10 protein-coding genes and 1 tRNA gene are annotated in these 13,641 nt (G+C 66.5%); 4 read left to right on the forward strand and 7 right to left on the reverse strand.

All coding sequences use genetic code 11. From position 1 onward, the window contains the following. The first annotated feature begins 77 nt into the window (after window positions 1–77). The 4 genes from mreD (at window position 78) to H7V21_RS03110 (ending at window position 3,787) form a co-directional block, all read left to right on the forward strand. A complete protein-coding gene (gene mreD / locus H7V21_RS03095; RefSeq protein ID WP_262503983.1) occupies window positions 78–488 on the forward strand; it encodes a rod shape-determining protein MreD in 411 nt (136 codons plus the stop codon). Window positions 489–493: 5 nt separating this feature from the next. Further along, window positions 494–2,482, forward strand: a complete 1,989-nt coding sequence (gene mrdA / locus H7V21_RS03100; RefSeq protein ID WP_188055166.1) for a penicillin-binding protein 2 — start codon at window positions 494–496, stop codon at window positions 2,480–2,482. Continuing rightward, entirely contained in the window at window positions 2,479–3,597 is a 1,119-nt protein-coding gene (gene rodA / locus H7V21_RS03105) for a rod shape-determining protein RodA (protein WP_188055168.1), read from the forward strand. Before mrdA ends, rodA begins: the two co-directional genes overlap by 4 nt. Before the next feature lie 114 nt (window positions 3,598–3,711). Next, window positions 3,712–3,787: transfer RNA gene (locus H7V21_RS03110), tRNA-Lys, on the forward strand. Window positions 3,788–3,897: 110 nt separating this feature from the next. On the opposite strand, the gene cobA is transcribed toward H7V21_RS03110, so the two are convergent. The 7 genes from cobA to H7V21_RS03145 form a co-directional block, all read right to left on the reverse strand. Next, window positions 3,898–4,680, reverse strand: a complete 783-nt coding sequence (gene cobA / locus H7V21_RS03115) for a uroporphyrinogen-III C-methyltransferase (protein ID WP_188055170.1) — start codon at window positions 4,678–4,680, stop codon at window positions 3,898–3,900. Then, complete coding sequence (locus tag H7V21_RS03120) at window positions 4,670–7,264, reverse strand: nitrate reductase (protein WP_188055172.1); 2,595 nt, start codon at window positions 7,262–7,264, stop codon at window positions 4,670–4,672. Before H7V21_RS03120 ends, cobA begins: the two co-directional genes overlap by 11 nt. Then, window positions 7,264–7,602: a nitrite reductase small subunit NirD gene (gene nirD / locus H7V21_RS03125; RefSeq protein WP_188055175.1), complete on the reverse strand. Its 339-nt coding sequence runs from the start codon at window positions 7,600–7,602 to the stop codon at window positions 7,264–7,266. Before nirD ends, H7V21_RS03120 begins: the two co-directional genes overlap by 1 nt. Then, a complete protein-coding gene (gene nirB / locus H7V21_RS03130) occupies window positions 7,599–10,079 on the reverse strand; it encodes a nitrite reductase large subunit NirB (protein WP_188055177.1) in 2,481 nt (826 codons plus the stop codon). Before nirB ends, nirD begins: the two co-directional genes overlap by 4 nt. 233 nt (window positions 10,080–10,312) lie before the next feature. Then, on the reverse strand, window positions 10,313–11,551 hold the full coding sequence (locus H7V21_RS03135) for a nitrate/nitrite transporter (protein WP_188055178.1): 1,239 nt from the start codon (window positions 11,549–11,551) through the stop codon (window positions 10,313–10,315). 254 nt (window positions 11,552–11,805) lie between these two features. After that, the gene (locus H7V21_RS03140; RefSeq protein WP_188056323.1) at window positions 11,806–12,987 is read right to left on the reverse strand and encodes a CmpA/NrtA family ABC transporter substrate-binding protein; all 1,182 of its coding nucleotides are present in this window, start codon (window positions 12,985–12,987) and stop codon (window positions 11,806–11,808) included. 11 nt (window positions 12,988–12,998) lie between these two features. After that, the gene (locus H7V21_RS03145; protein ID WP_188055179.1) at window positions 12,999–13,580 is read right to left on the reverse strand and encodes an ANTAR domain-containing response regulator; all 582 of its coding nucleotides are present in this window, start codon (window positions 13,578–13,580) and stop codon (window positions 12,999–13,001) included. Window positions 13,581–13,641 lie beyond the last annotated feature (61 nt).

Raw genomic sequence — 13,641 nt, forward strand, 5'->3', positions numbered from 1 at the left:
TCGGCCGCACCGAACGGCGGCACCGATCGGATTGGCTCGCACCGCTCAGCATCGTCCTGGGCTCGCTGCTTACGCTGTTGCCGCTCGTCGCCACCTTTCCGTTTCTGCCTCCGTTCGGGCTGCTGATGCTGCTCGCCTGGCGGCTCCACCGCGCCGATGCGCTGCGCGTCTGGGCGCCGGTGCCGCTCGGCTTCGTTGACGATCTGGTGAGCGGGCAGCCGCTGGGAAGCGCGATGTTGCTGTGGACACTGTGCTTTTTGGCGATAGACGTGCTAGACACACGTCTTGTGTGGCGTGATTTTTGGCAGGACTGGCTCATGGCAGCCGGTGGGATCGGTTTTGTGCTGATCGCCGGACGGCTTCTTGCGTCTCCGTTCAGCGCGCACGTGGACACTGCCCTGCTGATGCAGATCATCGTGACCACCGCGCTGTTCCCGCTCGCCTATCAGCTCGCGTTGCGGCTCGACCGCGATTCCGCGCGACGGTAGCTGCCATGAGTCGCGTAACCGAAGCCGCCCAGACCTTCAGCTTCTCGCGCCGTGCCATGCTGCTTGGCGGAGCGCAGGCTGGTGTCGGGCTCCTGCTCGCCGGGCGGATGACCTGGCTCGCGGTGTTCGAGAACGAGCGCTATCGGCTGCTCGCCGAGAGCAATCGGATCAATCTCACGCTGACGCCGCCGCGACGCGGCTGGATCGTCGATCGCAACGGTGCGCCGATCGCGAACAACCGCACCGATTTTCGTGTCGACATCATTCCCGACCGACTGGAGGATGAGGAACAGGTACTGACGCAGCTCCGCCAGATCCTGGCGCTCGATGATGAGGATATCGAGCGGATCAAGAATGATCTGGAGCGCAACGCCGGCTTTCAGCCGGTGCAGGTGGCCGAGAATCTGGACTGGGAGCAGTTCGCTGCGGTGGGTGTGCGCCAGCCGAGCCTGCCCGGCGTCGCCCCCACGCGCGGCTTTGCGCGCAACTACCCGCTCGGCGCCGCCGTCGGCCACCTCGTCGGATATGTCGGCGCCGCTTCGGCCGAGCAGTATCAGGAGGAGCGCGACCCGCTGCTCGTCACTCCCGGCTTCAAGCTCGGCAAGGACGGCCTGGAGAAGTCGCTGGAGGATCGGCTGCGCGGCACGCCGGGCGCCAAGCGCGTCGAAGTCACGGCGCGCGGCCGGCTCGTGCGCGAGCTTGCGACGCGGCCCGACAAGCCGGGCGAGACAGTGAAGCTCACGATCGACGCAGGGCTGCAGGAATATACCGCGCGCCGCATGGCCGACAATTCAGGATCGGCGGTGGTGCTCGACACGCTCACCGGCGACGTCCTCGCGATGGTCTCGGTCCCCGCCTATGATCCGAACGCCTTTTCCGACGGCATCAGCCAGTCCGAATGGGCGATGCTGCGGGAGGACGATCACATCCCGCTGATGAACAAGGTGCTGCAGGGGCTGTATCCGCCGGGGTCGACGGTGAAGCCGATGCACGCGCTGGCAATCCTCGAAGCGGGGATCTCGCCGAACCAGACGGTCTATTGCGGCGGGGCGCTTCAGGTGGGTCGGCGCGCCTTCCACTGCCACAAGCGCGGCGGCCATGGTTCGGTGAACATGGAAGCGGCGGTCGCGCAGAGCTGCGACGTCTATTTCTACAGCATGGCGCGCGAGTTGGGCTACGATCGGTTCGCCACCGTCGTTTCGGACCTCGGGCTGGGCAAGGAATTCGACCTGCCCTTCCCCAGCCAGCGGTACGGCACCGTGCCGAACAGCGCATGGAAAAAGCGCAAGTACAACGAAGACTGGACCGTTGCCGACTCGGTCAATGCCTCGATCGGCCAGGGCTATGTGCTCGCAAACCCGATGCAGCTCGCGGTAGCGGCCGCGCGGCTCGCCGGCGGCAGGCGCGTGGTGCCGCGGCTGCTGCTCGATACGCCGCACGAGCCGGCGCCGCGGCTCGCCATCCCCGAGGATCATCTCGAAACCGTGCGCCACAGCATGTGGGCGGTGGTGAACGGCGGCGGCACCGGCGGCTGGAGCGCACGCCTGCCGCTCGACGGAATCGAAGTCTCGGGCAAGACCGGCACCGCGCAGGTGCGCCGGATCACCGCAGCCGAGCGCCGGACGGGCGTGCTGCGCGACGCGCAGCTGCCGTTCCGGTTGCGCGACCACACGCTCTACATCTGCTTCGCGCCCGCGCATAACCCGCGCTACGCCATGTCGGTGGTTCTCGAGCATCACGGCCACATCAATCCGGTCACTGACGCGAAGGTCGTGGCGCGCGACGTGATGACCTATCTGTTTGACAAGCGGAAAGCGATCGACACGCTGCTCGAACTCGAGCCGAGCTGGGGCGGCGACTATCGCACCCGCATGGCGGCACAGACCGCCGCGTTCGAAGCGGCCCGTGCCGCTCCGCCGCCGCAGGCTCCCGGAACCTCCGGCGAAGCGGCCGGCAACGCCGCTGCCGGCAACTCCGCGGAGAGCGACCAATGAGCAACCTAGGGGGCGGCTTCGTCCCTGCGCCGGTCGCGCAGCTGCCGTGGCGGATCATCCTTCTGGTTACTGCGATCGGCGTGTTCGGCCTGCTGGTGCTCTATTCTGCGGCGGGCGGTAGTATCTCGCCCTGGGCCTACCCGCAGGCAGTACGCTTCGTCGTCTTCCTCGGTCTTGCGATGATGATGTCGCGGCTGCCCGAATCGGTCTGGGCGATGGGTGCGCTGCCCCTTTATGGGGCGCTGGTACTCATGCTGGTCGGCGTCGAACTACTGGGTGCCGTGCGTGGCGGCAGCCAAAGATGGCTCGATCTCGGCTTCATCCGGCTGCAGCCTTCGGAGCTGATGAAGCCGGTGATCGTGCTGGCGCTGGCGCGCTTCTATGAAATCCTGCCGGCTGGCGAGATTCGCCGCTTCGGCGCCATCTGGCCGGCGGCATTGCTGATCGGCATCCCGGCGGGCCTCGTCATGCTGCAGCCCGATCTGGGTACCGCACTGATGATCTGCGCGAGTGGCGTGACCGTGATGTTTCTTGCCGGCGTGCCGCTCCGGCTCTTCATCGCCGGCGCTCTCGCCCTCGCAGTGACGATTCCGCTCGCGGTCAATTTCGTGCTGCACGACTATCAGCGGAATCGAGTGCTCACCTTCCTCGATCCGGAAAACGATCCGCTCGGCACCGGCTATCACATCAGCCAGTCGAAGATCGCGATCGGATCGGGCGGGTGGTTCGGCAAGGGCTTTCTCAACGGCACCCAGAGCCATCTCGATTATCTTCCCGAAGGCCATACCGATTTCGCATTGGCGACGATGATGGAAGAATGGGGGCTGATGGGCGGTCTGTTCCTGATCGTCGCCTTCCTGTTGCTCGTCCGCTGGGGGATCAACGTGGGACTGCGGGCGCAGAGCAAGTTCGCGCGTCTCGCCTCCGCAGGGATGGCGACGACGATCTTCTTCTATGTCGCGATCAACATGGCGATGGTGATGGGCCTCGCCCCGGTCGTCGGCATTCCGTTGCCGCTGGTGAGCTTCGGCGGATCGGCCCTTATGACGGTGCTGATCTGCGTGGGAATCCTCATGTCGATCGACCGGCAGAACCGGAAGGTCGTACGCTGGTGAGCCACGCCCGCGCGATCGCGCAAAATTAGCGGTTGCATGGGTCGAAACGCTTTGCTAGTCGCGCCCCTCCAAAACGCGGCAGGCACTTCCTGGAAAGTGCTCGCCACCCCGGATGGACGCATAGCTCAGTTGGTAGAGCAGCTGACTCTTAATCAGCGGGTCCTAGGTTCGAGCCCTAGTGCGTCCACCATTTTTTCAGTGACTTAGCGCAAATCTTGGGCACCCATCGGCCTCCTAGGAAGCGGTCGATATGCGATGCGGTGCGACATTTTGACTGCGGTTCGAATGCCGCATTCCAGCTTACCTGTGCGCGAAGGTACCGGACGGTGCCGCCATCGGCGTATTGTCTTCGACGCGCACCGCCTCACCGATCAGGATGAGGGTGGGCGCCCCGTCGGCGAAGGCGCGAGTGGCGATGTCGAGCAAGTCGAGCCGGGTCGACAGCCGCTTTTCGTTCGCCAGGCTAACGTTGCACGCGATCAACACCGGAGTCGCGCGGTCAAGCCCGGCCGCGATCAGGCGCTGCGCGATCTCCCCCGCCGCGCCGCGCCCCATGTAGAATGCGAGCGTCGCCCCAGGACTGGCAAGCGATGCCCAGTCGAGATCGAGCGCCGCGCCGTTGCGGCTGTGCGCTGTGACGAAGCGCACCTCGCGTGCCAGACCGCGCAGCGACAGCGATACGCCCGCCGAAGCTGCCGCCGCGCTCGCAGCCGTAACGCCGGGGCAGACCTGCACGAGGAAGCCGGCGTCGCGCAGCGCGGTCATCTCCTCCGCCGAGCGCCCGAACATCGACGGATCGCCGCCCTTAAGCCGCACCACCCGCCGACCCCGGCGCACGGCAGCGACCAGCATCGCATCGATGCTCGCCTGATCCTTCGAATGCCGTCCGGCGCGTTTGCCGACGCTCACCCGCTCGACCCCACGGGGAATCAGCGCGAGCACGCCCGGCCCGACCAGCGCATCATGATAAACGATGTCGGCCGCCTCGATCAGCCGCATCGCCTTGCGCGTCAGCAGGTCGGGGTCGCCCGGTCCCGCGCCGACCAGCCAAACACTCCCAACGGGAAAGTCGTCATGCGGCATCGGACGTCACCTCCGAAAGAATGCGGGCAAGCGCCGGGCGGCACGATCCGCAATTGGTTCCAGCCTGCAGCGCGCCGCCGATCGCGGCGACGTCCGCCAGCCCCTGGTCGCGGATCGCCGCGACGATGGCGTTGAGCCCGACATCGAAACAGGCGCAGATCACCGCTCCGCGATCGGGCTGAGTTCCCGGTGCGCGACCGGCGAGCAGGGTCGGCGCGGCGCGTTCCTCGGCGAGCTGCGCGATCAGCCAGTCGCGCGAGGGAAGCTCGCCGGTGCGAGTGACGAACAACACTGCGGCAAGCTTGCCCTTGTCGAGTATCGCGACGCGCCGCGTGCCACGGCCGACGTCGACTGCCTCGATCCGCTCGCCGCGCGGCAGCATTGCCTCGATTCGCGCCGTGTCGCCATTGCCGGCCAGCTCCCACAGACTGCCCTGCGGCACCGCCACCCGCGTCGCCCACAGGCAGCGCGGCTTGTTTGCAAGCTCACCCGCCATGATCAGAAATCCGCGCCACTCGGCCGTGACAGGCTCAAGCTTAGCTGGAGTCGATTTGAACCCCGGCTGCCCCGAATGCGGATCGGTCAGCGGGCGCGGAAGCAACCCCGTGCGCCCGCCGGTCGAAGTGCGGTCGGTCCAGTGGATCGGCGTGAACAGCTCGCCGCGCCGTTGCGCATCGGTCAGCGCGACGCGGAAGATGCTGTCCCCCTGCGGCGTCGTGACGCGTGCAAGACCGCCCTCGGCGAGGCCCAGTTCGGCTGCATCCTCGGGATGCACCTCGACCAACGGCTCCTCGCGGTGCCGCGCCAGCTTCGGCGCAAGCCCGGTGCGGGTCATCGTGTGCCACTGGTCGCGATAGCGTCCGGTGTTGAGCGTCATCGGCCAGTCGCGCAGCGGTGCGGGGATCGGCTTCTGCGCCACGCTGACCAGCCGCGCGCGCCCATCGGCTGTCGAATAGCGGCCATCGGCGAACGGCACTCCGCCCCAGCGGAACGGCGTCATCGCGTCATACGCCGCATTGCCCCCCGACCCGCCATCGGGCAGCGCGAACAGCCGCTTGCCGCCATTGCCATAGGTCGAGAGGCGGCAATGCTCGCGCCAGATCTCGGCCGGGCGGTCATAGGCAAAGGCGGTCTTCCACCCCATCCGCCGCGCGACTTCCTTGACGATCCACCAATCGGGTTTCGCCTCGCCGGGCAGCGGGAACAGCGCACGCTGGCGGCTGATCGTTCGGTCGCTGTTGGTGACCGTCCCGTCCTTCTCGCCCCAGGCGGCAGCGGGCAGGCGGACATGGGCGTAATCGACGGTGTCGGTCCGCTCCATCACGTCGCTCACCACGACGAAGGGACAGGCGGCGAGTGTATCGCGCACCCGGCCTGCGTCCGGCATCGATACCGCCGGGTTGGTCGCCATGACCCATAGCGCCTTGATCCGCCCTTCATCGATCGCGCGGAACAGGTCGACAGCCTTCAGCCCCGGCTTCTGCGCCATCGCGGGCGAGGCCCAGAAGCGCTGGACCAGTTCGCGGTTCTCAGCCGCGAAATTCATGTGCGCGGCGAGGGTGGAGGCGAGTCCGCCGACCTCGCGCCCGCCCATTGCATTGGGCTGGCCGGTAATCGAAAACGGTGCCGCACCCGGCTTGCCGATCCGCCCCGTCGCCAGATGGACGTTGAGGATGGCGTTGACCTGATCGGTGCCGCTCAGCGACTGGTTCACGCCCTGGCTGAACATGGTCACCGTTTGGGGCGTTGCGGCGAACAGCTCGTAGAAGCGCCTGAGGTCTGACGGCGCCACGTCGCAGACGCCTGCCACCGACCACAGGTCGCTCCCCTCTCCTACGTCGTCCCAGAAACTGTCGGGCGTCGCGACATGCGCGGCGAGATATGCCTCGTCGACCACGCCAGCCTCGCGGCACCAGTGCAGCAGCCCGTTCATCAACGCGACGTCGCTGCCCGGGCGGATCGGCAGATGCAGGTCAGCGTCCGCTGCGGTCTCGGTGCGGCGCGGGTCGATCACCACCAGTTTCGCCCCCGCTTCGCGCCGTGCGGAGACGCGCTGATAGACGATCGGATGGCACCAGGCGGCGTTGCTGCCCACCAGCACAATCAGGTCGGCGGAGTCGAGATCGTCATAGCTGGCAGGCACCACATCCTCGCCAAATGCGCGGTTGTGCCCGGCGACCGCGCTCGACATGCACAGCCGCGAATTGGTGTCGATGTTGGCGGTGCCGATGAACCCCTTCATCAGCTTGTTCGCGACATAATAATCCTCGGTGAGCAACTGACCCGAAACATAGAAGGCGACGCTGCCCGGCCCGTGCCGCGCGATCGTGTCGCGAAAGCGCTTCGCGACAAGCGCCAGCGCCTTGTCCCAGCTCGCACGCCTGAGGCCGATCATCGGGTGGAGCAGTCGCCCTTCCAGGCCGACGGTCTCGCCCAGATGCGTGCCCTTCGAACAGAGCCGTCCGCGATTGGCAGGATGATCAGGATCGCCCTCGATCCGCACCTGACGCTCACCCGTGACGGTCGCACGGATCCCGCAACCAACTCCGCAATAGGCGCAGGTGGTGCGGACCGCCTCGCCCATCAGGCCGCCGCCTTCAGCGTGCCGGCACGACAGATCAGCACCCGCCCGGCACTGATCTTGACGGGCACCGTCGGGGTACAGCCCTTGTCCTCGCCGAGCGCTTCGCCGGTGGTCAGCGAAATGCGCCAGTTGTGCAGCGGGCACGCCACCGCGCCGCCATGAACGATGCCCTGCGACAATCGGCCATGTTTGTGCGGGCAGCGGTCGAGCAGCGCGAACACCTCATTCTCGCCCGTCCGGAAGATCGCGATATCGTCGCCACCCTCGACCTGAACCGTGCGGCTGCCGCGGACCGGGATTTCATTGAGCCAGCCGATGTCCAACCACTCGCCGGTCATGCCATCTCTCCAACGGGGGTGAAGCGCGCCATCGGCGCGTGGTGCTCGCGCTCGGCACCCTGCGCGCGCTGCGCCCAGGGATCGTCCTGCGAGAAACTCTGCGAGTGGAAGAAGCGCGCGGCGAGGTCGGCGCGGACTCCGTCGTCGTCGAGCAGCCGCGCGCGGATATAGTCGAGCCCGACCCGCTCGATCCACGGCGCGGTGCGCTCGAGATAGCGCGCTTCTTCACGGTAGAGCTGAATGAAGGCGGCGCAATGCTCGATCGCCTCCGCCTCGGTCGCGACCTTGCAAAGCAGGTCGGTGGCACGGACATGCATGCCGCCATTGCCACCGACATGCAGCTCGTAGCCGCTGTCGACGCACACCACGCCGAAATCCTTGATCGTCGCCTCGGCGCAATTGCGCGGGCACCCGCTGACCGCGATCTTGAACTTGTGCGGCATCCACGACCCCCAGGTCGCGCGCTCGATCTTGACACCAAGCCCGGTCGAATCCTGCGTGCCGAAGCGGCACCATTCGGAGCCGACACACGTCTTCACTGTGCGCAGCGACTTGCCATAGGCATGGCCGCTGACCATTCCGGCGGCATTGAGATCGGCCCAGACCGCGGGCAAATCCTCCTTCTTGATCCCGAAGATGTCGAGCCGCTGACCGCCGGTCACCTTGACCATCGGCGCGTCGTACTTCTCGACGACATCGGCGATCGCGCGCAGCTCACGCGGGTTGGTCAGCCCGCCCCACATGCGCGGGACGACCGAATAGGTTCCGTCCTTCTGGATGTTGGCGTGCATCCGCTCATTGACGAAACGGCTTTGCTGGTCGTCCACATACTCGCCGGGCAGTGCACAGAGGAGATAGTAGTTCAGCGCGGGGCGGCACGAGGAACAGCCATCGGGCGTGCTCCAGTGCAGCTTCTGCATCACCTCCGGGATCGATCGCATGTCCTGCGCGACGATCTCGCGCCGGACATCGTCATGGCCGAAGCTGGTACATTTGCACATCGTCTTCGCGCCCGACTGCACCTCCTCGCCCAGCGTTAGCGCGAGGATGGATTCGACCAGGCCCGTGCACGAACCGCAACTTGCCGATGCCTTGCAGGTGGCGCGCACCGCGTCGAGGCTGTGCGATCCCTTGGCGATGCACGACACCACCTGTCCCTTGGTCACGCCGTTGCAGCCGCAGATTTCCGCATCGTCGGAAAGCGCCGCAACGGCCGCCTTAGGGTCCGCCGCGCCCCCTCCCCGGGCGAAGGCCTGGCCGAAGATCAGCAGGTCGCGGACATCGGCAACGCTCTCCTGCTTCCTGAGCAGGTCGAAATACCAGTTCCCATCGGTGGTATCGCCATAGAGCACCGCGCCGACGATGCGGTCGTCCTTGATCACCACGCGCTTGTACACCCCTCGTGCGCCGTCGCGCATCACGATGTCCTCGCACCCGTCCCCGCCGGAGAAATCGCCCGCGGAGAACACGTCGATTCCCGACACCTTGAGCTTGGTCGAGGTGACCGACCCGCGATAACCGCTAGGGCTGCCGGTCATATGATCGGCCAGGCTGCGGCACATGTCCCACAGCGGCGCGACCAGGCCATAGACATTGCCGTCATGCTCGACGCATTCGCCGACTGCGAGGATGTCGGGGTCGCTGGTGACCATATGGTCATCAACCTTGATCCCGCGACCGACCTCAAGTCCGGCAGCACGCGCAAGGCCCGAGGCTGGGCGGATGCCGACCGCCATGACGACCAGATCGGCGGCGATTTCGGTGCCGTCCTTGAGCCGTACTCCCTCGACCTTGCCGTCACCGATAATCTCGGCGGTTTCCGCTCCGGTCAGGATCGCCTGCCCGCGCGCTTCTAGCGCCTGTTTGAGCAGCCACCCGGCGGCCTCGTCGAGCTGCCGCTCCATCAGCGATGGCATCAAATGGAGCACGGTCACCTTCATGCCCCGAAGCGATAGGCCGTGCGCCGCCTCCAGCCCGAGCAGCCCGCCGCCGATCACCACCGCGCTCCCGCCCCTTTCTGCAGCGGACAACATCGTCGCGACATCGTCCATGTCGCGGAATGCGATCACGCCCGGCAGTTGGTGCCCTGGTACCGGAATGATGAAGGGGTCGCTGCCGGTGGCGATCAGGAGCTTGTCGTAGCCGGTGGTTACGCCGCCACGCGACGTTACGGTCTTTGCAGCCCGGTCGATCCCCACCACCGGATCTCCGGCGATCAGGTCGATGCCATGTTCGGCATACCAGTCCGCACCGTTGATGACGATGTCATCGAACGCCTTCTCACCCGCCAGCACCGGGGAAAGCATGATGCGATTGTAGTTCACCCGCGGTTCTGCGCCGAAAATGGTGAACCGATAGCGGGTCGGGTCGCGCGCGATGATTTCCTCGACCGCGCGGCACCCGGCCATGCCGTTGCCGATCACGACAAGATGCTCGCGCGTGTCCTCCTTCGCGGGGGTGACAGAGTGCATTTCCATCAAATCATCCAGTCCAGTTGCAGCCAGAATGTGCATGTGTCGGTGGCGAGGCCGTCGGCGCGGTAATCGGCGGAGTGCGACGATGCTGTGGTCTTGCCGAGCTTCGCCGAGGCGAGCAGCTTGAATTCGTCCCCATGATGCGGTCGAGGCGGCCGCTAGCGCGGCAGTGCCATCCCGCTCGCAACGTCACCCCCTCGGCCGGGCCGATGATCGGGAGTGCGGACCGCATCCGATCAGATCCGCACGCCGGCAGCGGTGCCCCAGGTCGCGCGCCACTTGGCCTTGACCAGCATCAGCCCGACGAGCGCGACGATCGCCAGCCCCGCGAAGACCAGAAAGCCGGGCGCAAAGCTGCCGGTCCACTGCTTGGCCAGCCCCAGCGACGAGGCGAGATAGAAGCCACCGATCCCGCCCGCCATCCCGACCAAACCGGTCATCACGCCGATCTCCGCCGCAAAACGCTGCGGCACCAGCTGGAACACCGAACCATTGCCGGTGCCGAGGGCGAGCATGCCGATCACGAACAGCATCAGCGCAGTGACGAAATCGTCCGCCAGCGCAATGCCGACCAGCGCGAAGGCGGCAAGGATGAACACGGCGGTCAGCGCCTTGACGCCGCCGATCGCATCGGCCAGCGCGCCGCCCATCGGCCGCACCAGCGACCCGGCGAACACGCACGCCGCGGTGGCATAGCCTGCCTGTATCGTCGTGAGCCCGAAGCGGTCGGTGAAATAGATCGGCAGGCTGGCGGCGAGCCCGACGAACCCGCCGAACGTCACCGAGTAAAAGCCCATCAGCCACCAGCTGTCCGCAGCCTTGAGCGGCTGGAAATAGTCCTTGAGCGACTTGGGCGCAGGGCGGCCCGGCGCATCCTTCGCCATGAACACATAGGCGACCAGCACGATCGAAAGCGGAATGCAGGCGAGACCCAGCACGTCGTTCCAGCCGAAGGTCTTGGCAAGGCCCGGCGCAAATAGGGCGGCGAGCACCGTGCCCGAATTGCCCATTCCGGCCAGACCCATCGCCTTGCCCTGATGCTTCGGCGGATACCAGCGGCTGGCGAGCGGGAGCGCGATCGCGAAGCTCGCCCCGGCAAAGCCAAGGATCACGCCCAGCGCGAGCGTGCCGGCAAAGCTGGTCACCCCCATCGCCCAAGCGGTGAACAGGCCTGCGATCACGATGATCTGGCTGATCGTCCCCGAGTTTTTCGGCCCGATCCGGTCGACCAGCAGGCCATTGACCACGCGGAGCAGCGCCCCGGCCAGCGTCGGGACAGCGACCATCAGCCCCTTTTCAGCGGGGGTCAGCGCCAGCGTCCTGGAAATCTCCGGCGCGAGCGGTCCAAGGATCACCCACACCATGAACGCGAGGTCAAAATAGAGGAACGCTGCGATCAGCGTCGGCCTGTGCCCGCTTGACCAGAAGCTCGATTGCGAAGTGGACGCCTCCGCGTTGAGAAAGCCTGTTGCCATCGTCTCAGTCCCCGAATGCGACCGGCACGAAAAAAGCCGCCAGAACGGCGACCATTCGGGCGCGTCCTGGCGGCTTCGTTGCCTGTTGAGGTTGAAGGAGCCTGCGCCCCGACCCGTTGCGGTCCGCTCCCTCCATTGGCAGCGACGCGCATCAATCTTTCCGGCATCTTTGCCGTACACACAGAAAGCTGAATGATTCGCTTCGCCCGCGCAAGCCGAATCTTCGCAAGTGCAATATTTTCAGGTGCGGCGTATCAAGGAAGGCTGGCGAGATATCCGGCTATGTCCTCGGGATCGAACGACTTTCCATCGAAGAAGCGATCGGCGCCAAGGGTCAGCCGCCCCTGCACTGATCCCACCCCGACCGGCGAGTCCAGCCCGCCCTCCAGCTTTGAGCTGGCCCCCGGCAAGGGTGCGCCCGATCCCAACAGCGCCTGGCGATAGAGGTCCGGGCGGAACACCTGCGTCGCGGTCGCTGCGGCTGCGTCCGAATAGCCGGTCCCGTCCCATCGCGTCATCTGGGCGTAAAGCCACGCCGCCTGGCTGCGCCAGGGGAAGTTCGCCGCTTCGCGATACTGGAACATGAAATCGGGATAATGGACCGGCGCGCCTCCCCGGGTCAGCCGCAGCCGATCGGTGATCGCGCGCAGCACTGCATCGGGTGAGGCATCGAGATAGTCCCCGCGCGCGAGGATGGCGGCATTCGGCTCGGCGTTGGCCGGATCGACGAAATGCGCCGCAGCGGCGTGGAGCGCGCGGACTAGCCGCAGCACCGCATCGCGCCGCTCCTCTACGACGGCGCTGCGCATCGCGAGGACCTTCTCCACCCCGCGCCGCCAGATCTGCGCCGTGGCGAGCGCGATCCGACCGACCCCGCGATCGACCGCGATCGAATTCCACGGCTCGCCGACACAGATGCCGTCGACCTCGCCCGCCGCCAGCGCATCGGCGGCGAAGGGTGGGCTGGTGACGACGATATCGACATCGATGTCGGGACGGATCCCCACTCCCGCCAGCCAATAGCGGAGCATATAGTTGTGGCTGGAATAGCGATGCACGACGCCGAAACGCAGCCGCCGCCCGCGCGCGACCTGCTTCAGCGCTGCACCGATCGCCACTGGATCGCCCAGCGTATCGCTCAAGCCCACTGCATCGGCCAGCGCGGTCGAGAAGGTCACGGCATTGCCGTTGAGCCCGAGCACGAACGGAACCGCCATCGGTACCGCCGGTCGCCCCCGCCCCAGCGCCGTCGCGATGGCGAGCGGCGCGACCATGTGAGCTGCATCGGTATGACCGTAGAGCAGCCGGTCGCGTACCGTCGCCCACGTCATGTCGCGGACAAGTTCGAGCCGCAGCCCCTGCGCCTCAGCAAAGCCGAGCTCGTGCGCCAGAATCGGAAGCGCCGCATCGACCAGGGGCAGGAAGCCGATCCGCATCGTCTCGTCGGTCACGGCAAGTCCCCCATCAGTGCCTCGGCCGTGACGATCGCTTCCGCAATTTCCACGATCCGGCGGCTCGTCCGCATCGCCTGTCCGCGCAGCAGCGCATAGGCGGCGGGCTCGTCGATCCCGCGCTTCTTCATCAATATCGCCTTGGCGCGGTCGATCGCCGCGCGTTCGGCCAGCGCATTCTTGGCCGCATCGAGTTCGCGCTGGAGCCGCGAAAACGCCTGGAATCGTCGTACCGCCAGATCGACCACCGGCTTGATTCGCTGCTTCGAGAGCCCATCGACGACATAGGCGCTGACCCCGGCGTCGATCGCCGCGCCGGTCGCCTCGGCATCGCTCTGGTCGACGAACATCGCGATCGGCCGGTCGAGCGCGCGCGACATGGCGAAGCAATCCTCGAGTTGGTCGCGGCTGGGGTTTTCGAGGTTGATCAGCACGACCTCGGGCTGCGCCGCCTCGATCTGCGCGGCGAGCGGCCCGTTCGGGTCGATGAGCACCAGATCGACCAGCCCCGCCTCCCGCAAGCCATCGGAGATGATCGCGGCGCGCGTTGAGCTCGTGTCGATGATCGCGATCCGCATGCCGCGCTAATATGCAAGCGCGCACGACTGCACCAGATGGCTCCTCGCACCTACGCCTGTC

Origin of the sequence: Sphingosinithalassobacter sp. CS137 (genome assembly GCF_014334115.1) — a bacterium.
Lineage (GTDB): Bacteria > Pseudomonadota > Alphaproteobacteria > Sphingomonadales > Sphingomonadaceae > Sphingomonas.